Source organism: Vibrio sp. KUL78 (assembly GCF_059725505.1).
The window spans coordinates 2,356,748-2,377,702 of record NZ_AP045837.1 but is presented as its reverse complement, the minus strand read 5'-3'; the positions used below and the strand labels follow the sequence as shown (position 1 = coordinate 2,377,702).

The 20,955-nt window shown below is 46.4% G+C and carries 17 protein-coding genes; 6 read left to right on the top strand and 11 right to left on the bottom strand.

Going from position 1 to position 20,955, the window contains the following annotated elements:
* Positions 1-16 precede the first annotated feature (16 nt).
* Positions 17-1,468 carry a Y-family DNA polymerase gene (locus AC6I8Y_RS11040; protein ID WP_498020187.1) on the bottom strand — a complete coding sequence of 484 codons (1,452 nt, stop codon included), beginning with the start codon at positions 1,466-1,468 and terminating at the stop codon, positions 17-19.
* A 2-nt stretch (positions 1,469-1,470) separates the two neighbouring features.
* The gene (gene imuA, locus AC6I8Y_RS11035) at positions 1,471-2,166 is read right to left on the bottom strand and encodes a translesion DNA synthesis-associated protein ImuA (protein WP_252011688.1); all 696 of its coding nucleotides are present in this window, start codon (positions 2,164-2,166) and stop codon (positions 1,471-1,473) included.
* A 244-nt stretch (positions 2,167-2,410) separates the two neighbouring features.
* Between imuA and AC6I8Y_RS11030 the strand changes: the two genes are divergently transcribed.
* The 3 genes from AC6I8Y_RS11030 (at position 2,411) to glpQ (ending at position 6,339) form a co-directional block, all read left to right on the top strand.
* On the top strand, positions 2,411-3,547 hold the full coding sequence (locus AC6I8Y_RS11030; protein ID WP_234495567.1) for a patatin-like phospholipase family protein: 1,137 nt from the start codon (positions 2,411-2,413) through the stop codon (positions 3,545-3,547).
* A gap of 317 nt (positions 3,548-3,864) precedes the next feature.
* Positions 3,865-5,262, top strand: a complete 1,398-nt coding sequence (gene glpT / locus AC6I8Y_RS11025; RefSeq protein WP_252011690.1) for a glycerol-3-phosphate transporter — start codon at positions 3,865-3,867, stop codon at positions 5,260-5,262.
* Positions 5,263-5,280: 18 nt separating this feature from the next.
* Positions 5,281-6,339: a glycerophosphodiester phosphodiesterase gene (gene glpQ / locus AC6I8Y_RS11020; protein WP_394151591.1), complete on the top strand. Its 1,059-nt coding sequence runs from the start codon at positions 5,281-5,283 to the stop codon at positions 6,337-6,339.
* A 92-nt stretch (positions 6,340-6,431) separates the two neighbouring features.
* On the opposite strand, the gene AC6I8Y_RS11015 is transcribed toward glpQ, so the two are convergent.
* The gene (locus AC6I8Y_RS11015; protein ID WP_234495570.1) at positions 6,432-7,175 is read right to left on the bottom strand and encodes a YciK family oxidoreductase; all 744 of its coding nucleotides are present in this window, start codon (positions 7,173-7,175) and stop codon (positions 6,432-6,434) included.
* Positions 7,176-7,264: 89 nt separating this feature from the next.
* Here AC6I8Y_RS11015 and sohB point away from each other — a divergent pair, with 89 nt between their 5' ends.
* A complete protein-coding gene (gene sohB / locus AC6I8Y_RS11010; protein WP_234495571.1) occupies positions 7,265-8,326 on the top strand; it encodes a protease SohB in 1,062 nt (353 codons plus the stop codon).
* A 101-nt stretch (positions 8,327-8,427) separates the two neighbouring features.
* Here the strand turns inward: sohB and AC6I8Y_RS11005 are convergent, their stop codons facing one another.
* Entirely contained in the window at positions 8,428-8,721 is a 294-nt protein-coding gene (locus AC6I8Y_RS11005) for a Fis family transcriptional regulator (protein ID WP_394151590.1), read from the bottom strand.
* Positions 8,722-8,758: 37 nt separating this feature from the next.
* Positions 8,759-9,910, bottom strand: a complete 1,152-nt coding sequence (locus tag AC6I8Y_RS11000; protein WP_498020185.1) for an aminotransferase-like domain-containing protein — start codon at positions 9,908-9,910, stop codon at positions 8,759-8,761.
* A 130-nt stretch (positions 9,911-10,040) separates the two neighbouring features.
* Between AC6I8Y_RS11000 and AC6I8Y_RS10995 the strand changes: the two genes are divergently transcribed.
* Entirely contained in the window at positions 10,041-10,910 is an 870-nt protein-coding gene (locus AC6I8Y_RS10995; RefSeq protein WP_498020184.1) for an AraC family transcriptional regulator, read from the top strand.
* A gap of 788 nt (positions 10,911-11,698) precedes the next feature.
* On the opposite strand, the gene AC6I8Y_RS10990 is transcribed toward AC6I8Y_RS10995, so the two are convergent.
* The 6 genes from AC6I8Y_RS10990 to pflA form a co-directional block, all read right to left on the bottom strand.
* The gene (locus AC6I8Y_RS10990) at positions 11,699-12,100 is read right to left on the bottom strand and encodes a hypothetical protein (RefSeq protein ID WP_498020182.1); all 402 of its coding nucleotides are present in this window, start codon (positions 12,098-12,100) and stop codon (positions 11,699-11,701) included.
* A 171-nt stretch (positions 12,101-12,271) separates the two neighbouring features.
* Positions 12,272-13,804 (bottom strand): SpoVR family protein, encoded by a 1,533-nt coding sequence (locus AC6I8Y_RS10985; protein WP_234495574.1) that lies wholly within the window; start codon positions 13,802-13,804, stop codon positions 12,272-12,274.
* 11 nt (positions 13,805-13,815) lie between these two features.
* On the bottom strand, positions 13,816-15,087 hold the full coding sequence (locus AC6I8Y_RS10980) for a YeaH/YhbH family protein (RefSeq protein ID WP_234495575.1): 1,272 nt from the start codon (positions 15,085-15,087) through the stop codon (positions 13,816-13,818).
* 76 nt (positions 15,088-15,163) lie between these two features.
* On the bottom strand, positions 15,164-17,098 hold the full coding sequence (locus AC6I8Y_RS10975; protein WP_042501888.1) for a PrkA family serine protein kinase: 1,935 nt from the start codon (positions 17,096-17,098) through the stop codon (positions 15,164-15,166).
* 285 nt (positions 17,099-17,383) lie between these two features.
* A complete protein-coding gene (locus AC6I8Y_RS10970) occupies positions 17,384-17,884 on the bottom strand; it encodes a YfbU family protein (RefSeq protein WP_042471957.1) in 501 nt (166 codons plus the stop codon).
* Positions 17,885-18,052: 168 nt separating this feature from the next.
* Entirely contained in the window at positions 18,053-18,793 is a 741-nt protein-coding gene (gene pflA, locus AC6I8Y_RS10965; protein ID WP_042471961.1) for a pyruvate formate lyase 1-activating protein, read from the bottom strand.
* Between the two features lie 272 nt (positions 18,794-19,065).
* On the opposite strand from pflA, the gene AC6I8Y_RS10960 reads away from it, so the two are divergent.
* Entirely contained in the window at positions 19,066-20,946 is a 1,881-nt protein-coding gene (locus AC6I8Y_RS10960; RefSeq protein WP_498020181.1) for a methyl-accepting chemotaxis protein, read from the top strand.
* Positions 20,947-20,955 lie beyond the last annotated feature (9 nt).

Here is a 20,955-nt window from a genome sequence, read left to right as displayed (position 1 = left end):
CTTAACTTAAAAATGGTTAACTAAATTGCCCGTGGATAAACCACTGCTTGTCTTCTGTGCGATAAACCCATAACCACTGCCCCTGTTCACTACGTGCGACATAGTAGTCACGCTTTACAGGGTTACCATCCCACCAACCGCTGACGATGCGTTCAGGGCCGAGAGCGACGGTTACCTTTTGCTCGAGAGCAAGAGGAGTGCTGTACAGTAAGCTCGGACGGAGTTTATGAGGTAAGTGGGCATTTACCTCTGATTTTTCGTTCGCGGTAGGGACTCTCGGCTGCGTGGCGAACTCAGGTCTTGGATCATCGGTGAGCGTCAACGAGGTTACATTGTTTTGACCAAGCTTTGCCTGCAATGTTGAGATGAGTTCAAGGGCTGTTTGGCTTCCTTTGACGCCACTAAACAGATCATGTTCATTGACTTGCACCTCATCGGCGCGCACGATTTCCAGCGTTAAACCATTCACGGGACCATCCAGCTTGATACTTTCGAGCGTGAGCGTAGAGAGGGCTTGCCATTTCTCAGCAAGATAATCCCCTTGTGCAGAATGGAAGCTTACCGACTTATCGCCATGATCACGCTGGTGGAGGATGAGTGATAGCTCAAACGCCACTTTGTCGCGTAGCTTAAGAAACACCTCGAGCTGGTTGAGGAGCCGCCTTAAAGGCTTTTGTAACCAGTCGATATTCTCGATATCAAATAACAGCTCCAAATACTGGCAAAAGTGCTCAGGTGGGTGATAGAAATCAACAGGGTGTTTGAATTGCCCGGTGAGCCTGCCGACATAGTTCACTAAGTCGATATCAAAGCGTTTGGCAATATCAGGTAAGGGGAGTGCTAAAAGGTCGGCAATAGTTTGAATGCCAACCCGCTGTAGCTTTTCGACCTGTTTGTTTGGTAGCTCAGAGCACGTTAATGAATAGCGAGCAACAGCATCATTGAGCGCCTTTCGATCGGATTCAATCCAGTTGCGCCCTTGCTTTGCCATTAGCATCGCTGAATATGGAGACACGCCCGTTGAATAGTAGGCTTGCACGTTCAGATGTTTGAGATGTGTTTGCAGCGCAGCCCAATAGTTACCAATACCCTCGTATAATGACAGCATATTGGTGACCTTAATCAAAAGACCATTGGGTGGGCAGAGGCAGATATCAGAGGTGATCATGTACAGCCACTGAGCAATATCGTGCAATCGCCGAGTCTCGACGTCATTGTCGTAAGGGTGCACCTGAAGATCTTGGCAAAGCGCAGCCGCGCTACCCAATCCCATACCTAAGGTTACACCTTGTTCGAGGGCGCAAGCGTTGGCTTGCACCACTTCATGTTTACGGCCATCAACAATCGCTACAGCGAGCGCTTCTTCTCCGCTAGTTGGCTCTGACGATGTGTCGTTCTCTTCTCGATGCCCAGCAAACAGCGTATCAAGCTGCAGGGTCGGGAAGTGCAAATATAACCACAGTAACATGCTTATCCTTGCTGACGCATTGGGAAGGCAACCACAGTAGAGGTGCTTGGTTTTTCGCTGGTGGTGAGCTCAGGCCAGCGGTCATGCATGTTGATCACAAATTGGTCGCGAACAAAACCACCTTTGCGTTTGGTAATTGCCACAGACAATCCCATCTCATGCGGGCTTAGGGTTAAGCTCAAAGAGACTGGGAGTGAAAATACCTGAGTATCGTTATTCGCGGGTGCTGGCTTAAAAAGGAACTGGAGACAGTGCCCCACCTCGCTCGCCACTTGAAGACGCTTTGCTTGATGAATTTCAATTCCACTATGCCAAAGACAAACCCCACAGCATGCGCCACTTTTTAAGCACTGCTCGGCGGCCCATAATGCGTGTTGCGGCGAATCAGGATAGAGCAGTAGCACTTGAGAGGGGCTAATACCTTGAGCATATAGGTACTCGGCACACAGATAACCGGGAGGGTTGATCAAAACAAACAATCTTTCAGAGGCCTGTTTTTGTACAAAAGGCATCAATAATCTCAGCTCCCCAATACCTTGAGGAGACTGAATATCAATTACGCCAGATGTAGGAAACCCGCCACCAAGCCTGTGGTCGAGTTCGGAGAAACCGGTACAATGAAACTCGCGAGGAACTTCAACTCGGTTTCCTTTCCATATCAATTGCTTACTGTGTAAATTCTGAATGAGTTCATGCATAATAAAATACCTGTATATACATACAGTATATAATAAAAAGGTCGGCTCGCAAGCCCTGAAAACAGCATCAATTCTTGAAAGGTGAGAGAGTGTTCAAAGACAAAGGACTAGAAACAAAGAGTTAGTGTATAGATTGGGGAAAGAGTGGTAACAAAAAACCGCGAAAAAGAGTGTAAAGACTAGAGTAAATATTTTAATCTCATTGAACTATGTTAAGGATTCCATGATGGTTGAGGGGCTCAGCGTGTTTAACCAGAAAGATAAATACTCGCTAATTGTACAAGGTGGCGGTCAAAAGGGGGCGTTTGCCTCGGGTGTGTTGGACAAGTTTATTGATGCCGGCTTTGACCCCTTCTCGTTGTACATAGGTACCTCGGCAGGTGCACTGAATGTCTCTTCCTTTGTGACCAAACAGCGTGGCATTGGTCTCGACTTTATCCTTAACTACACTACGCGCGAGCGTTTTTTCGATATGAATAAGTTTCTGCAAAAGCAGCAACCTATGGATCTCGATTGGGCGTTTGACTTCGTCAACAGTGGCGAGTTTCCCCTCGACTTATCTCTCGGTAAGCAGAACCTAGGCGATGATAAAGTGGCACTCGCCTGTATTACGGATGTGGAAGAGTTAAAGGATTACTACTATCCGATCTTCGCTGATAATTGGTTTGATGTGCTAAGAGCAACCTGTGCAATTCCAATGCTTTACTATCATGATATTGAGTTTGATGGGAAAAAATGGGTCGATGGCGGGGTATCGGCAACCATTCCTGTAGAAGAGTCGTATCGCCGCGGTATCAATAATATGGTCGTGATAAGTACCATCCCAAAACCGAAAGAAGCGCTAATGTTGCCAACTTCAGTCCGTGAGTCACTCGATAAATGGAAAAAAGAGTTAGAAGAAGGGTTAGAGATGCACATTCGTCACCTCAAAGTCTCAGGGACAAAAGAAAAACTCGCTGAGTTCCAAAAGCAGTTTTCCGCGAAAGTCGCTGAGATGAAGGTCGATTATCAGCGACTAACGGGCCCGCGCCTGGAGTCGTATCGCGACCAATATAAGTTGATGACAGCAGATAAGCTTAACTTAAAGCAATGGATTCAAGATAAAGAAAAACTGGCTCGCTTGATTGATATTCAAAACAAACGTACGCCATTTAGTCGAAGCAGCACAAGTCATCTGGATATGCTGGTTTCACACTATGCAAATCATGCAGAAGTGGAGCAGTTCCTGCTATCGCCACCGGATGATGTCAACCTATGGCACATACAGCCAGAACGCGAACTGTCGTCTAAAGGACTGCTGAGCCAAAAAGATCAGATCTTGGAAGACTATGAGCACGGCATTGCAACAGCCGCTGAGTTTTTAGCAAAACACCATCGCTGAACGCATGGAATAGTCTCCCATTTAAACCACACTCATCTCATTTTGATTAAGGGTTGCTTGCCCTTAGTCGCTGTTGCTCTCCCAAATAAACGCTTAATATTCAGGCCGGTAGCAGCATGCGGATAGTAACTAAATATAGTGAAAACCGAACCTTCCTCCAAATAACAAACTATATGTATATGATTTTAGTTGGATATTATTCCGTTGAGGGATGAGTCACAGATATTTACAAAAGGTTCTCATACACTCGCGATTAGTTTCGAACGAGCGTTTATGTCGTTCGATGTTTGTACTATTTCGCTCAAAATGAGGTCTTTATGTTCGGAATATTTAAGCCTAAGGCACATATCGAACGTTTGGCGTTCGACAAGGTTGATCGCACCTACTCTCGTCTAAGATGGCAACTGTTTATCGGTATTTTTGTTGGATATGCGGGCTACTACTTAGTGCGCAAAAACTTCAGCCTCGCCATGCCGTATTTAATAGAGCAAGGTTATAGCCGCGGTGACCTGGGGGTGGCATTGGCAGCGGTATCTATCGCTTACGGCTTGTCTAAGTTTCTTATGGGCAGTGTCTCGGATCGCTCAAACCCAAGGTATTTCTTAAGTGCCGGTCTACTAATGTCGGCAATCGTGATGTTCTGCTTCGGCTTTATGCCTTGGGCAACGGGAAGCATCACTGCCATGTTTATCTTGCTGTTCCTAAACGGCTGGTTCCAAGGTATGGGATGGCCTGCTTGTGGGCGTACCATGGTACATTGGTGGTCTCGCAAAGAGCGCGGCGAAATCGTATCAGTATGGAATGTCGCCCATAACGTGGGTGGTGGCTTAATTGGTCCACTGTTTATCCTTGGTCTCTGGGCTTTCAACGATGATTGGCGCACCGCTTTTTATGTTCCTGCCTTTTTTGCCACTCTCGTTGCACTCTTTGTTTGGGTGACTCTGCGTGATACGCCGCAGTCTTGTGGCTTGCCCCCAATTGAAGAGTACAAACAAGACTATCCAGACGATTACGACACCTCACACGAAAAAGAAATGACCGCGAAAGAGATCTTCTTTAAGTATGTATTCTCCAATAAGCTGCTGTGGTCTATCGCTATTGCCAATGCCTTTGTGTATCTAATCCGTTACGGCGTATTGGATTGGGCGCCAGTTTACTTGAAAGAGGCGAAAGACTTCTCGGTCGACAAATCATCGTGGGCATACTTCCTATATGAATGGGCAGGGATCCCAGGAACACTACTGTGTGGTTGGATTTCAGATAAGCTCTTTAAGGGACGTCGTGCACCAGCGGGCATTCTATTTATGGCATTGGTAACAGTAGCCGTCATGGTCTACTGGTTTAACCCAGCAGGTAACCCGGCAGTCGATATGATGGCGCTGGTGGCGATTGGCTTCTTGATTTATGGTCCGGTGATGCTGATTGGCTTGTACGCGCTCGAACTAGCACCGAAAAAAGCAGCGGGAACAGCTGCGGGGTTAACCGGATTATTTGGTTATCTAGGCGGCGCAGTAGCGGCAAACGCAGTGCTAGGCTATACCGTTGATCACTTTGGTTGGGATGGTGGCTTTATCCTGCTGGTGGGTTCGTGCATTGTTTCTATAATTTGTTTGACCTACGCATTGCTGGGTGAGCGTGCTCATCATGAGGCGAAGCAACTGGAAAAACAATTACAAGACGAGCAGTTAAAGAATAAAGAAGCGCTATCTTCGTAGCTCAATAAGGAAATCACGATGAAAACTTCAACGCTTATTCTTTCAGCTATGGCGTTAGCGGCATCGATGAACGCTATGGCTAAACCCTTGGTGATTGCTCACCGAGGAGCGTCAGGTTATTTGCCTGAACACACGCTGGAGGCAAAAGCTCTCGCGTATGCAATGAAGCCGGACTACATCGAGCAAGATGTGGTGATGACGAAAGACGATCGCCTAGTGGTGCTGCATGATCACTATCTTGATCGCGTCACCGATGTCGCGAGCCGTTTTCCGGACAGAGTGAGGGAGGATGGCCGCTTTTACGCGATTGATTTTACCTTAGCTGAAATTAAGACGTTGCGCGTGACAGAAGGCTTTAAGCTCGATGAGCAGGGTAACAAGGTGGCTGGGTATCCAGAACGCTTCCCAATGTGGAAATCAGATTTTACTGTGCCAACGTTGGAAGAAGAGATTGAGCTGATTCAAGGGTTAAATCAAACACTGGGTTATGACATTGGAATCTACCCAGAAATCAAAGCGCCCTGGTTTCATCGCCATGAAGGGAAAGATATCTCCAAAGCCGTACTCACTGTGCTTAAGCAATACGGCTACGACACAAAAGACGACAATATTTACCTGCAGTGCTTTGATGCCAATGAGTTACAGCGTATCAACGACCAATTACTGCCAGAAATGGGGATGGACCTGAAACTAGTTCAGCTTATCGCGTATACGGACTGGAACGAAACCATGGTCTATCAAGGCGATAAGAAGCAGCCTTATCGTTATGAATGGATGTTTGAGCCCAAAGGTATGGAGCAAGTCGCTCGCTATGCCGACGGAATTGGACCTTGGAAGCCGATGCTTGTGGATTCATCCTCCACCAAGGGCAATATTAAGGTGACCCCACTGATGGCGTCCGCGAAAGCAGCGGGTTTAGCGGTACATCCGTACACGTTCAGAGCAGATGAGGGGCGTATTCCTGCGTATGCCGAGGACTTTGATAACATGTTGAACATTTTCTATTATCAAGTGAAGGTCGATGGTGTATTCACGGATTTTCCGGATAAAGCCGTCGAGTTCTTGAACAGTAAGTAGTGACAGGTCCGGTAAACGAAAAAGCGGCGCAGATACTATTATCTGCGCCGCTTTATTGATTAGTGCGTCGACTATTTCGCTAAGTCAACGGATCAACGTTTAGGCTGAGCATCAATACATTGACCGTTCACTTCTGTCACGCTCGGATCCATCAGATGCAGATAGAGCGGGATGATGTCTTGTGGCGTCTTCAATGTATTGGCATCTTCACCCGGGTAGGCTTTTTCACGCATGCGAGTACGCGTTGCGCCAGGGTTAATCGCATTCACACGGATAGCCGTGTCGCTGAGTTCGTCGGCTAAAATTTGCATCATGCCTTCAACCGCAAACTTGGAAATCGCATAGGTGCCCCAGAATGCACGGCCTGAATGACCAACCGTCGATGATGTGAAGACAATGCGGCCAGCTTCTGCTTTCTTCAAGATAGGCAGCAGCGCTTGTGTCATCAAGAACTCCGCTTTTACGTTGATCTGCATAACATCATCAAACGTTTCTTCATCGATTTGATCGAATGGACTTAATGTACCGAGCACACCAGCATTGTGTAAAACACCATCCAGTTGACCAAATTGGTTTTCAATGGTTTCGGCCATATCAACGTAGTTTTGTTTGGTTGCCCCTTTCAAGTCGAGAGGGATGATGGCTGGCTGCGGGTAGCCTCGCTTCTCAATCTCGTCGTACACCAACTCTAGGTTGTTGACGTTGCGACCAAGCAAAATCACCGTCGCACCATGCTCGGCATAACTCAACGCAGCTTGGCGACCAATGCCGGCACCAGCGCCTGTAACTAAAATAACTTTACCTTGCAAAGCTTCAGGAGCGGTTGAATATTCCACGTAACACTTCCTTAGTTTTGAATAATTCTTATTGGTAATCGTGACAAGTTAGTTACAATACACCAATTCGTCGTATAGGGGATAAGACATTGGAATTTTTATTAGACTACGGATTATTTTTGGCCAAGATCGTGACAGTGGTCGTTGCGATTGTGGCGCTACTGATTGTTGCTAAATCAGTAGGTGGTCGTGCTGGTGGTGCGAAAGGTGAGTTGGAAATCACCAACTTGACTGAGCAGCGTAAACACACAGTAGAACAACTAGAGCATCATCTGCATGATGAAGCCTTTATCAAAGCGCGCGACAAAGCTGAAAAGAAAGCTGAAAAAGAGAAAGCAAAGCAGCGCGAAAAAGAAATCAAGAAGGCCGCAAAAGAGGGTGAGTTAGAGAGCAAACGTGAATCACACCTATTTGTACTGGACTTTATTGGTAGCATTGACGCAAAAGAAGTCGCGTCTCTGCGTGAAGAAGTCAGCGCGATTCTTGCTGTAGCGAAAGAGGGCGATGAGGTCCTAGTTCGACTAGAGTCGGGCGGTGGTATGGTTCACGCCTACGGACTGGCGTCATCGCAGCTTGATCGAATCAAAGCAGCTAACCTGCCTTTGACAATCGCAGTCGACAAAGTGGCGGCAAGCGGTGGCTATATGATGGCATGTATCGCAGATAAGATTGTATCAGCACCCTTTGCGGTTGTTGGCTCAATCGGCGTTATCGCTCAGCTTCCAAACTTCAATAAGCTTCTAAAGAAAAATGACATTGAATTTGAACAGCTAACCGCTGGTGAGTACAAGCGTACCCTAACCATGTTTGGTGAAAACACAGACAAGGCTCGTGACAAGTTCAAGCAAGAGCTAGAAGAGACGCACGGCCTGTTCAAAGACTTTATCCGCGATCACCGTCCTGATCTAGACCTCGATAAAGTCGCAACGGGCGAACACTGGTTTGGTACTCAAGCGAAAGAACTGGGCTTGGTCGATGAAATCAAAGCGTCCGATGACATCGTCATTGAGGCGTGCAAAGACAAAACAGTATTGTCGATTCGTTACGTTCAGAAGAAAAAACTCACTGATAAACTTTCTGGTGTAGCAGGTGATGCGGCAGACAATGTGTTTATGAAGCTGATAAGCCGTGGTCAGCGACCTATTGTTTGATTGTTTATATAGCCAATTGACAAAATAAGTGCCGCTGTGGTCTTAGGCTGAAAAACGATGAGGGATCTGATTTATGCAGATCCCTTTTTTACATCTTGCTTTTACTTGGTTTCGTAACTGATTTGCTTACTTACGTTCTTTAGCTGCACGCCAACTTTACTAAACGCCACCTGAATAGCTGTTGAGACATGCTGCTGACCGTCTCCCATTAAAAAGTGTGCTCTATCCTGATTCGTTTCAAATACGCAGATAATTTTTAGGCTTTGTGGGAAGGAGGCGTGTTTAACGATATGAGTCACCCAAAGAAAACCATCGTAGCTTTTTAGTGTCTCTTCACAAACGTCAGTTAACACGTCTCTAATTAAGTTCTCGATCTTCTTATCTGATTTACGCATTAAGAAAACTTCTTATTCATTGGCGAGTTTATTGGGGCTAGGAAAGCTTGTGTAATACGTCCGCTAAACGCTTCACCGCTACTCTCAATTCGTCTGGTGTTGCGTTGGTAAAGTTAAGACGCAGTGCGGCCTTTACCTCAGAGCCTTCAGGGTAGAACACTGGGCTTGGTACAACGGCCACACCGTTGGCAAGTAGTGTTTTTGCAAGCTCAAACGTATCGCACTCTGGGATTTCCACCCATACAAACATCCCGCCATTAACGGGTTTCAATACACAGCTTGTAGGAAGCCGTTGTTCTAGTTCCGCATACATAACGTCGTAGCGAGATTTGTAAAGCTCACAAATGGTGTTGATGTGGGTTTCAAAGTTGTCGTGTCTAAGCAGACCGTGCAGGAGTGCCTGCATCGGTACACTTGAGTGCAGATCTGCGCCTTGTTTGATTTTGATTAATGGTTCTAGGTAGTTCGTTTTACCTGTAACCACTCCGATGCGAAGACCTGGTGACGCGATCTTAGAGAATGAGCGCAGTAGGATTGAGTTCTGTGGACAGAAATCAGAAACCAAAGGCAGAGCCTCACCGGAGAAACGCAGTTCTCGGTATGGCGCATCTTCAATGAAAGCCACGTCATATTGAATACAAAGCTCAGCAACTTTTTGACGTGTTTCGAGCGACCAGCACACCCCTGTTGGGTTATGGAAGTCTGGCACCGCGTAGAACATTTTCGGCTTTTCCGTTTCGAAGCATCGCTCCAGCTCTTCAAGGTTTGGACCAAACTCGGTTTGAGAAACGGTAACGATATTGGCTTGGACTAAGCCAAATACCTGCATTGCGCCGAGGTAACTTGGCGCCTCCATCACCACCTTGTCACCTGGGTTCACGTAAGCCCGCGCAATCAAATCCAGACCTTGCTGAGAGCCGGTAGTTATCATTGCAGTGTGTGTTTCAGGGAGCTGGAAGTAATCATTGAGAAAATCTAACAGTGGCGTATAGCCTGCTGTTGAACCGTACTGAAACACTTCTGGCATGTTCGCTAAGTTCTCAAGCGTTGGCTTCATTAAGTCAATAGGGAAGGTCTTTTCGTCAGGTAAACCGCCTGCAAGTGAGATGACGTTTTTATCGCTGGCCGCAGCGAGGATCTCTCGAATGTATGATGACTTTACTTGTTGCAATGACTGTGCGATTTCCATCTGTTGTTTTTCTCTTGTTTATTAACTCTGGTTTTCTTCGAAAGATATTACATGTGAATTGCCAAACTTAGTGTGTCCATTTATGCTGTTAAACATGTCCATTTATGCTATTTCGATAGAGCGTTGAATTATGAGCCAACAACAGGTTTCTAGAATTAATGACGTATTGTTCTACATACACCAAGATATTAGTCGAGAGTTATCCGCTAAAGAGCTCGCTAATGTAGCGGCATATTCTGAGCAGCATTTTCACCGTATCTTCAAGAATGTAGTGGGAGAGTCGATTCATCAATACATCCGTCGCACGCGAATGGAGTACGCAGCAAACCAGTTGATGTTCGATACTAAGTCGTCAGTTTTGGAGATTGGCAATAAGTGTGGTTTCAGCTCAGTGTCATCGTTCAGTCGCGCCTTTAAAGCCACATTTGATATGTCACCTGGTACTTGGCGTAAGCATGATTTGCAGGTTGCGGAAAAGCCCTACCTAAAAGATCCTGAGGTGGCGGAGGGTTACCATCGAGTTGCTGAGCTTACATTACCTAAGCCCAAAATCGTTGAAGTGCCACAACGCTTTGCTGCTTACGTGCGTCATGAGGGGTACAACCGCTCTATCCGTAATGCATGGCTGGTGCTCAAGGCTTGGGCCAACTCCGAGAACCGTGATTTTTCAACCCAATACGGTTTGCATCACTCGAACCCCGCTTGGGTCGAATTGGATAAGTGCCGCTACGTAGCCTGCATCGCCATTGATAAGCCACTTAAATACCGTGGTGTTGTGAACCAAATGACGATACCTGGCGGTTTGCACGCGGTGTTTCGATTGACGGGTGTCTATGGTGAATTGCTGCCACAAATCAGTATTGTTTTAGAAAAATGGCTACCGGCTTCAGGCTTTAAACTGCGTTCGACACCAGCGTATGTGCATTACCATCAGAACCACTTTTTAAACGATGAAGAAGCGTTTGAACTAGATTTTTATTTACCTATTAGTTTTTTCTGAAACGTGCGCACCAAGCCTCAAGTAGATTCCTGTCTGCGCAGGCGCACGGCCAGTGGAATGACGGGAGTTTTAGGTTCTTTACACTCAAAATAATCGTCATCTCTGCGCAGGCAGAGATCTACCCAACGCGCGCACCAATCCTCAAGTAGATTCCTGTTTGCACAGGAATGACGGGAGTTGTTAGCCACTATACTCAAAGTAGCCGTCATCTCTGCGCAGGCAGAGATCTACTCAACGCGCGCACCAAGCCTCAAAAAAGATTCCTGTCTGCGCAGGCGCACGGCCAGTGGAATGACGGGAGTTTTAGGTTCTTTACACTCAAAATAATCGTCATCTCTGCGCAGGCAGAGATCTACCCAACGCGCGCACCAAACCTCAAAAAGATTCCTGTCTGTACAGGAATGACGAGAGTTTCAGGTTCTTCACACTCAAATAGTCGTCACTCCTGCGTTAGGCAGGAGCCTACCTAGCGTGCGCACCAAGCCTCAAGAAGATTCCTGTCTGCACAGGAATGACGGGAGTTTTAGGTTCTTTACACTCAAATAGTCGTCACTCCTGCGTTAGGCAGGAGCCTACCTAGCGTGCGCACCAAGCCTCAAGAAGATTCCTGTCTGCACAGGAATGACGGGAGTTTTAGGTTCTTTACACTCAAAATAATCGTCATCTCTGCGCAGGCAGAGATCTACCCAACGCGCGCACCAAGCCTCAAAAAGATTCCTGTCTGCGCAGGTGCACGGCCATTAGAATGACGTTCGTTTGGCTCGATGGTCGTGTCTCGTTGGTTTTAATTATCGAACATAATTAGCTTCAAGACTGACATACCAACGCCACAGTTGACCATTCTCTCGCTCAACCCAAAGGTCGTTATGAAACTGGTAAACTCTGCCATTAACCACGGCTTGCAATGTCTGTTCTCCAGTTACCGAAACCTTTGCAAACTGATCGGAAGTAACTAGAAACGGCTCTTGGTCCTCGACGCTTACAGCATCAGAAACAACAAAATACGCGAACTTACTCCCCGCATCGGGATCGGTAGAGACGATACGGTGAGCGGATATTGAGAACTCATCGTTGAGTTCGATTTCGTTGGTTTGTGGTCCAATTCGTTCATGCGTCGGTATAAACACCCAAGCGAGAAGAGCGACAATAGCGAGTAGGGCGGTGGCGAGAGCTAGCAGTATTTTTTTCATAGAAATGCTGTTCAGTTAAGCGTTGGCGTCACTTATCCTTTATTCGATTCGCGCCGTCAATCAATGTCGTTAAATAATCGTGGCGAACAAAATTAAGCGGATTACTGCCTAAACAGCAATCCGCTTAAGATCAGGTGACGTCCTAAGGGGAATAAGGGGTTACCTGATTCGTTAAATACTGGAGTTATATGGCTCCCGTTTAGGGCATGTACCCAGTATTTCTCGTCGGCCAGAATCTTTCACTTCCTCTAAGATGACATCAAAGCCCCAAAGTCGATACAGGTGCTTCAACACCTCTTCATGTCCACCGTCTAGAGGTATACGATTATGTGGAACATGCTGAAGGGTCAGTGAACGATCGCCTCTCACGTCTACGTTGTAGACCTGAATGTTTGGTTCTAAATTGCTTAGGTTATATTGAGCAGCTAACTTTTCTCGAATCTGACGATAGCCCAATTCGTCGTGAATAGCCGAGACCTCTACAAAGTTCTTACGGTCATCATCGAGGATGGAGAAGAACTTAAATTCACGCATCAAGCGTGGAGAAAGGTACTGGCTGATAAAGCTCTCATCTTTAAAGTTATGCATTGCGAAGTGAACCGCCTCGAGCCAATCGCTGCCTGCGAGATCTGGGAACCACTCCTTATCTTCATCGGTCGGGTCTTCGCAAATTCGCTTAATGTCTTGGAACATTGCAAAGCCCAGTGCATATGGGTTAATCCCACTAAAGTAAGGGCTGTTGTAGGGGGGTTGAGCGACTACACTAGTGTGGCTGTGCAAGAACTCGAGAATAAACTTATCACTCACCAAGCCTTCATCATATAGATGATTCAAGATGGTGTAGTGCCAAAACGTAGCCCATCCCTCATTCATCACCTGAGTCTGTTTTTGCGGATAGAAGTATTGGCTTACCTTGCGCACGATGCGCACGATTTCACGCTGCCAAGGCTCCAGCAAAGGGGCATTTTTTTCAATAAAATAGAGAATGTTCTCTTGAGGCTCTGTTGGGAAACGTACCTTTTGCTGTTCCTCTTTTGCGCGGTTCTTAGGTACGGTTTTCCATAGCTCGTTGACTTGAGATTGCAGGTACGATTCACGCTCTTCCTGACGTGCTTTCTCTTCAGCGATTGAGATCTTCTCAGGTCGCTTATAGCGATCCACGCCATAGTTCATCAGTGCATGACAGGAGTCGAGGATTTGCTCAACTTCTTCGACACCATACTTCTGCTCGCAGTCAGCAATGTAGTTCTTCGCGAACAAGAGGTAGTCGATGATAGAGCTTGCATCCGTCCATGTTTGGAACAAGTAATTGCCCTTAAAGAAAGAGTTGTGACCGTAACAAGCGTGCGCCATAACCAGCGCTTGCATGGTGACGGAGTTCTCTTCCATTAGGTAGGCGATACATGGGTCAGAGTTGATCACAATCTCGTACGCCAGACCCATTTGTCCATGTTTGTAGCCTTGTTCGGTTTGAATAAACTTCTTACCAAACGACCAGTGGTTATAGTTGATGGGCATACCGATACTCGAGTAGGCGTCCATCATCTGTTCTGAGGTGATAACCTCGATTTGGTTTGGATAAGTGTCGAGTTTGTAATGCTGAGCAACACGTTTTATTTCGACGTGATAGCGCTCGAGCATGTCGAAGGTCCAGTCAGGACCATCAGGTAACACCTTAGATTCTGTCTTGGTCTCAGTGGTCATAGCACGTCTCCCTATGCTGTCTCTTTTTGAAACAACTCCCTAAACACAGGGAATATGTCTTCTACCGATCGGATGTTTTTCATCGCGAAGTTGTCAAAGTCATTCTCGAGTTTCTCGTACTCATGCCAGAGAGTCTGGTGAGTCCGGCGAGTGATCTCGATATATGAGTAGTACTGACATGCTGGTAGTAGTTTATTCACTAGCAAGTCACGGCATCGCGGTGAATCGTCGGCCCAGTTATCGCCATCAGAAGCCTGTGCAGCGTAGATATTCCACTCTCCGGTTGGATAACGGTCTTCCACTATCTCTTGCATGAGTTTTAATGCACTCGAGACAATGGTTCCACCCGTTTCTTGAGAGTAGAAGAACTCGTGCTCATCCACTTCTTTAGCTTGTGTATGGTGTCTAATAAACACCACTTCGACGTTTTCATAGGTTCGTGTAAGGAACAAGTACAACAAGACGTAAAAGCGCTTAGCAATGTCCTTGGTTGCTTGGTCCATGGAGCCAGATACATCCATCAAACAGAACATAACGGCTTGGCTGGAAGGTACTGGACGTTTTTCGTAGTTTTTGAAGCGTAAATCAAAGGTGTCGATAAAAGGAACACTATCGATTTTCTTGCGAAGCTCTGCGATCTCCTCTTTGAGCCTGTTCTCTTCAAGAGGCTGTGCAGGCTCACTGATTTTGATTGCATCAAGCTGTTTATTGAGCTCATCAAGCATCTTGCGCTTGCCTGCCGTCATAGCGGTACGGCGCGCTAAAGATTGTTGAAGTGAGCGTACGATAGCAATGTTCGAGGGCATGCCCGCGGTCTGGTAACCAGCACGATGGGTTTTCCACTCTTTTATCTTGTTGATTTGGTTCTTTTTCAGATTTGGAAGTGCGAGATCTTCGAACAAAATATCCAAGTACTCGTCTTTGGATATCTGGAACACAAATTCGTCTTCACCCTCTCCATCAGGGCTAGCTTCACCTTGCCCGGCGCCGCCGCCACCGCCACCTTTTGGTGGGCGTTCGATTTTGTCGCCAGTGATGAACTGATCGTTACCAGGATGGACGCGCTCTTTTACGCCCCCTTGGCCTTGATGGAAGATAGGCTCATTGAGGTCTTTGCTCGGAATCGAGACGTCTTCGCCGGTCTCGGTGTTCGTGATCGAGCGACGGTTAACGGCATCGGTCACCGACTCTTTGATCTTCTGCTTATGTCTGCGCAGAAAACGCTGCCTATTAACGGCACTTTTGTTCTTGCCGTTTAAGCGTCTATCAATAAATTGTGCCATGAGTTACTCCCTGTATTCCCCTCACCATACAGCACCCGAGCAAGCGCTCGGGGCTGCAACTAGACAGTCAGGTGTACTATGAGGATTTACGAACTCTCAAGTACCACTCAGACAGCAATCTGACTTGTTTCTCGGTGTAACCTTTCTCCATCATGCGATTGACGAAATCATCGTGTTTGCGTTGGTCTTCAGACGACGTTTTCGCATTGAACGAGATAACAGGAAGAAGCTCCTCTGTGTTCGAGAACATTTTCTTCTCGATAACGGTGCGAAGCTTCTCGTAGCTGGTCCAAACAGGGTTTGAGCCATTGTTGTTCGCACGTGCACGTAGCACGAAGTTCACAATCTCATTACGGAAGTCTTTCGGGTTGCTGATACCAGCGGTCTTCTCAATTTTTTCCAGTTCTTCATTGAGCGATGCACGGTCAAATAGCTGACCAGTTTCTGGATCACGGTACTCTTGGTCTTGGATCCAGAAATCGGCGTACGTGACATAACGGTCAAAGATGTTCTGGCCGTACTCAGAGTAAGACTCTAAATACGCAGTCTGGATTTCTTTACCGATAAACTCAACGTAGCGAGGAACTAGGTAGCCCTTCAAGAACTCCAGGTACTTCTCTCCAACTTCTTGAGGGAACTGCTCACGTTCAATCTGCTGTTCGATAACGTAGAACAGGTGAACCGGGTTCGCTGCCACTTCAGTTTGGTCGAAGTTAAACACACGAGATAAGATCTTGAACGCGAAACGAGTAGATAGACCAGACATGCCCTCATCAACACCAGCATAGTCACGGTATTCTTGATAGCTCTTCGCTTTAGGATCGGTGTCTTTCAGTGTTTCACCATCATAAACGCGCATCTTCGAGAACAGCGATGAGTTTTCTGGTTCTTTCAAGCGCGATAGAACACTAAATTGACCGAGTAATTCCAGCGTACTTGGTGAGCAAGGTGCTTTAGATAACTCACTGTTTTCAAGGAGCTTCTGGTAGATCTTCACTTCTTCTGAAACACGCAAGCAATATGGCACCTTCACAATGTAAACACGGTCTAGGAAGGCTTCGTTGTTTTTGTTGTTTCGGAATGTCTGCCACTCTGATTCATTCGAGTGCGCGAGGATCATGCCATCAAACGGCAGTGCAGAAAGACCTTCAGTACCGTTATAGTTACCTTCTTGGGTCGCAGTAAGTAGTGGGTGAAGGACCTTGATCGGCGCTTTAAACATCTCAACGAATTCCATCAAGCCCTGGTTAGCTCGACATAGTGCACCAGAGTAGCTGTAGGCATCTGGGTCGTCTTGAGAGTAGTGTTCTAATTGACGAATATCGACTTTACCTACCAATGCAGAAATGTCTTGGTTGTTTTCATCGCCTGGCTCAGTCTTCGCGATAGCGACTTGGTCAAGAATCGATGGTCTTACTTTAACGACTTTAAATTTGGTAATGTCACCACCGAACTCATGAAGGCGTTTCGCTGCCCATGGTGACATGATTGAGCGTAGGTAGCGCTTTTCGATGCCATATTCGCTCTTAAGAAGATCGCCATCTTCGTTTACGTCGAACAGACAGAATGGGTGATCGCTCACTGGACTGCGCTCACCGTTAGCGGAAAGCACATAAATAGGCATCTTCTGCATCAAAGCTTTGAGCTTTTCAGCGAGAGAAGATTTACCACCACCAACAGGACCGAGTAGATACAGAATCTGTTTGCGTTCTTCTAGTCCTTGAGCGGCGTGTTTTAGGTAAGAAACGATTTGTTCGATGGCATCTTCCATGCCGTAGAAGTCTTCGAACGTTTTGTAGCGAGAGATAATACGGTTTGAGAAAATACGACTCAAGCGCGGATCCTGTGCGGTGTCGATAACTTCCGGCTCGCCAATAGCGAGTAGAAGACGCTCGGCGGCGTTGGCATAGGCACTTTTATCGTCTTTACATAGAGCTAAGAATTCCTGGATTGATAACTCTTCATCTTTTGCGGCTTCATAACGCGTTTGATAATGATCGAAAATACTCATAGCTGATTCCCCTTAACCTGCAAAGCTGACTGTCAACACATATACAATGCGACTCCATGTCAATTTAAAGACTAGTAGGGTTTTCAGATTAATGCTTAACAATTATGCATTTATTTACAAAGTCCCTTTGTGATAGCAGGAAAAATCACCCTAGTCTCACTAATAGTACGTAAGTCCTAACTATGGGAGATGACCGTGCAATGAGAAAAAAAATCTCAAAAAAATACCCGCTCAAATTGGCGGGCATTCTTCATAAAATACGACTACAGTCGTTTCAAAAACGTCTTAAGCGTTAAAAATCTGGCGGAATTCTGCACTTGATAGGTGATATTGACGTGGGCAGTTTCTCCACGTAACCAGCATGCGACGATATTTGTCTAGCATTGGAACATGGCTATTGAAGTGGTGGTCACCCTTGTCGAACTGAGGGTACAGACCTTCAGAGTCCACTAAGAAGCGAACATAGTTCACTAACTGTGCTTCAGTTGCGATATCAAAGCCCAAGAACTGTAGACGGCGCTGATCGACGTCTTTACGATCTTCTTCAGACAGCATTTTGTTTGATTCTTGCATCGCGTGATACATTTCCATGATGTCGATAACTTCACGACACTCATCTTCTACAAGGCAACCGAACTCTTTGTTCATCTCACGCATTTGTAGCTCGTAGCCACGTTCTACGATGGTCTGAAGACGCTGGTATTTCGCTGCGTTTTCTGGCGTGAGTTTCGCCATCAGGTAGTACTGGTTAGATAGGATTAGACGTTGAGCGTTTGTCATTTCCATGTTGAGAGCCTCACTAAATACTTTCTAATAAGTTTATGTATGAATACGAATTATCGACAGATTAACAGTATATGTATGACTTATAACATGATCTCAACACATATTTATGACAAAAAACGCGCCTTCTAGCGCGTTTTTTTCGTGTCAAAGCTTTACAGATTGCAAGCTCTAGTATTTCACCGTATCCGTGTATTGAAGTAGGATGCTTTGGATTTCATCCATCACTTCTTTCTTCGGTGGCTCAACGCCTTCAAGCGGATAATCAAAGCCTAGTGCTTCCCATTTGTGCGCACCAAGTTTGTGGTACGGAAGCAGTTCAACTTTCTCGATGTTATCCATATCTTTGATGAATTCACCTAACATGTGAGCCGCTTCTGGATCGTCAGTATAACCGGGGACAACGACGTAGCGAATCCAGGTTTTTTGACCGATTTTGTGCAAGTAACGGGCAAAGTCGAGAACGCGACGGTTAGAAACTCCGATGAAGTCTTGGTGGATTTCATCTTTCATGTGTTTAAGATCAAGCATCACCAGATCGGTGGCTTCAAGCACTTCGTCTACTACGTCAGTATGCTTGCGAATGTAGCCGTTAGTATCAAGACAGGTGTGGATGCCTTCTGCCTGAGCTGCTCTAAAAAAGTCACGAACAAATTCTGGTTGAAGCATTGCTTCACCACCAGAGCAAGTCACACCGCCGCCAGACGCATTCATGAAGTGGCGGTAAGATTTCGCCTCTTTGATTAGCTCATCGACATTGATTTCTTTGCCGTCATGCGTATCCCAAGTATCGCGGTTGTGGCAATACTGGCAGCGCATAAGACAGCCTTGCATAAAGACAATAAAACGAATACCCGGTCCATCGACGGTACCGCAAGATTCGAATGAGTGAATGCGACCTGTTGTTGACATATGCTCTTCTCTACTAACTTATTTTTACCCGTCATTTTATTACAAAACCACACCCTACGACAGGAAAAGTGGACTCCCATTCATAGTCTGTATCGATCAGTAAACGGCTTCTGTTGCTCATGAGGTGATAATGTTATAGCGTTGTTAATTATATTATTAGTAAGTGGTACATAGATTGCTAGTTTGCTTAGTCTAGACCAAATTTATTGGTTGTGATTGTCGCAGTTTGTTTGGTCGAAAGACCAACACGCTTGTCGCTATAAGGGGAAAACATGGAAGTAGCTTTATCACAAAAACAAAAAACCTTATTTTCGATGCTCACTCTGTGGTCAGGGTTCATCATTTTGGTGCTGTTTATCTTTAATTCACTTGCTAGCCTGAACGAGAAATTCACCAGTAGTAGCGGAATGAACAAGGCCAGTGCTCACCTAGCCTCTACTCAAGTTCTATTGATGGATACGGTCAACCGTCGTACCACACTTTCCGCTGATGGAATGGACGCGTTTGAAAACAGTATGGATGAGCTAGAAACCAGTGCTGAGCAAGATCTGGCGGTACTGCAAAGTGCGGGTTTAATGATCGAGAGCGATTCAATCTCAGCAGCACTTGAGTCATTTATCTTTAACTTGAGCCCTTGGCTAACCTTAAAATCAGAACTCGGTTTTTCTGTCAACGATGGCCTGCTAGAGCAGCTTCAACAAAACAACGTTAAGATCGACGCCGCTATCAAAGAGACGGGTATGGTGACATTGACGTCGGACTTTCAGAAAGTTGTGACCAGCTTACAAGAGTATCTTATCGACCCGAATGAACAGAATGAGAAGGGTTTTAAGCGAGCTTTGGCAGGGTTTGTTAATGCGTCAAATTCCTATGCCATGCTTGAACTGTATGAGAAAGAAGTGAAAGCATTAGAGCTTGGTTTCGCGCGAGTCGTTGAGCTGTCTGGGACATTAGTCGGTCTTGAGAACAAGCTGGACCAGGCGCAAGCCACAACGCTTGCAGCATTCGATAACGCAGCGCTAGCTCTTAATCAACAAGCGCAAGCCTTAAACCAGGAGGCGAGCCAAGTTTCAAGCATGACCCAAATCTCAGTGGGTATTGCCTGTGCGCTTTTGGCACTATTTACCACCGCGATTTTCCTAACGATGAATATCTCCTTAGCTCGTTCGTTGAAGCAGACATTGAATGCGCTAAAACAAGTCGAAAAGGGCGACTTATCGACTCGACTCCCTGTAAGTAACAATACCCGTGACGAATTTAATCAATTGAAGAAGGCGATTAATGTTAGCTGCGAAAATCTGGGTACCTTGGTAGATGGTGTGAAAGTAAACAGCCAGCAGTTGTCGAATAACTCGGGCGAGCTAGATACGGGCATCAATCAATTGCGTCAGCATCAGAGCGAGGTTATAGAGCAAACACAACTGCTCGCCTCAGCCACTGAAGAGGTCAGTGTCACGACACAAGAAATCTCAGGGTCGCTGGAATATGTGGCAAGCATTAGTAAAACCTCGGCAGACTCAGCGCAAGCGGGCGGCGAGATTATCGTAGATACCATTGCCTCTTTTGAAAAAGTGGGTGCGATTCTTGAAGATGCCGCGACCCATATTGAGCAGCTAGAGCAAGCATCGCAAAAGATTGACTCAGTGATGGAAATCATCAACGGCATTGCAGAGCAGACCAATTTGCTGGCATTGAATGCCGCTATTGAAGCGGCACGAGCTGGCGAGCAAGGGCGCGGCTTTGCCGTGGTTGCCGATGAAGTACGAAGCCTCGCGGTAAGAACGGTGCAGGCGGTGGAAGAGATATCTGGCACTATCGACACCATGAAGCAAGAGAGTACGCAGGTGATACAGTTTATTGCTCAGTCTGATTCGTCAATGCAATCCGGACGAGAGCAGGGTAATCAGGCGAAAGCGGCGCTCGAAGAGATCATGAACAAAGCGCAAGAGGCAAGTTCACAGACAGAGGTGATTTTTGCCTCAGTGAAAGAGCTAGCCACGACCTCTCAATCAATGGCGAGCAATATGGCGCAAATCAATGAGTCCATGGGCGAGCTAGAAACAAGCAGCCAGAGCTTAAAGCAAACCAGTGATGGTGTGGATAAGCGTTCGACTGAGCTGTATCAGGAGTGTGAAAGGTTTAAAACGGCATAGCTAAGAAAT

Bases quoted from the DNA above. Each gene is read 5' to 3' on its own strand.
- AC6I8Y_RS11040 (WP_498020187.1), bottom strand. From the start codon at position 1,468: ATGTTACTGTGGTTATATTTGCACTTCCCGACCCTGCAGCTTGATACG.
- imuA (WP_252011688.1), bottom strand. From the start codon at position 2,166: ATGCATGAACTCATTCAGAATTTACACAGTAAGCAATTGATATGGAAA.
- glpT (WP_252011690.1), top strand. From the start codon at position 3,865: ATGTTCGGAATATTTAAGCCTAAGGCACATATCGAACGTTTGGCGTTC.
- glpQ (WP_394151591.1), top strand. From the start codon at position 5,281: ATGAAAACTTCAACGCTTATTCTTTCAGCTATGGCGTTAGCGGCATCG.
- AC6I8Y_RS11005 (WP_394151590.1), bottom strand. From the start codon at position 8,721: ATGCGTAAATCAGATAAGAAGATCGAGAACTTAATTAGAGACGTGTTA.
- AC6I8Y_RS11000 (WP_498020185.1), bottom strand. From the start codon at position 9,910: ATGGAAATCGCACAGTCATTGCAACAAGTAAAGTCATCATACATTCGA.
- AC6I8Y_RS10995 (WP_498020184.1), top strand. From the start codon at position 10,041: ATGAGCCAACAACAGGTTTCTAGAATTAATGACGTATTGTTCTACATA.
- AC6I8Y_RS10990 (WP_498020182.1), bottom strand. From the start codon at position 12,100: ATGAAAAAAATACTGCTAGCTCTCGCCACCGCCCTACTCGCTATTGTC.
- AC6I8Y_RS10985 (WP_234495574.1), bottom strand. From the start codon at position 13,804: ATGACCACTGAGACCAAGACAGAATCTAAGGTGTTACCTGATGGTCCT.
- AC6I8Y_RS10980 (WP_234495575.1), bottom strand. From the start codon at position 15,087: ATGGCACAATTTATTGATAGACGCTTAAACGGCAAGAACAAAAGTGCC.
- AC6I8Y_RS10975 (WP_042501888.1), bottom strand. From the start codon at position 17,098: ATGAGTATTTTCGATCATTATCAAACGCGTTATGAAGCCGCAAAAGAT.
- AC6I8Y_RS10970 (WP_042471957.1), bottom strand. From the start codon at position 17,884: ATGGAAATGACAAACGCTCAACGTCTAATCCTATCTAACCAGTACTAC.
- pflA (WP_042471961.1), bottom strand. From the start codon at position 18,793: ATGTCAACAACAGGTCGCATTCACTCATTCGAATCTTGCGGTACCGTC.
- AC6I8Y_RS10960 (WP_498020181.1), top strand. From the start codon at position 19,066: ATGGAAGTAGCTTTATCACAAAAACAAAAAACCTTATTTTCGATGCTC.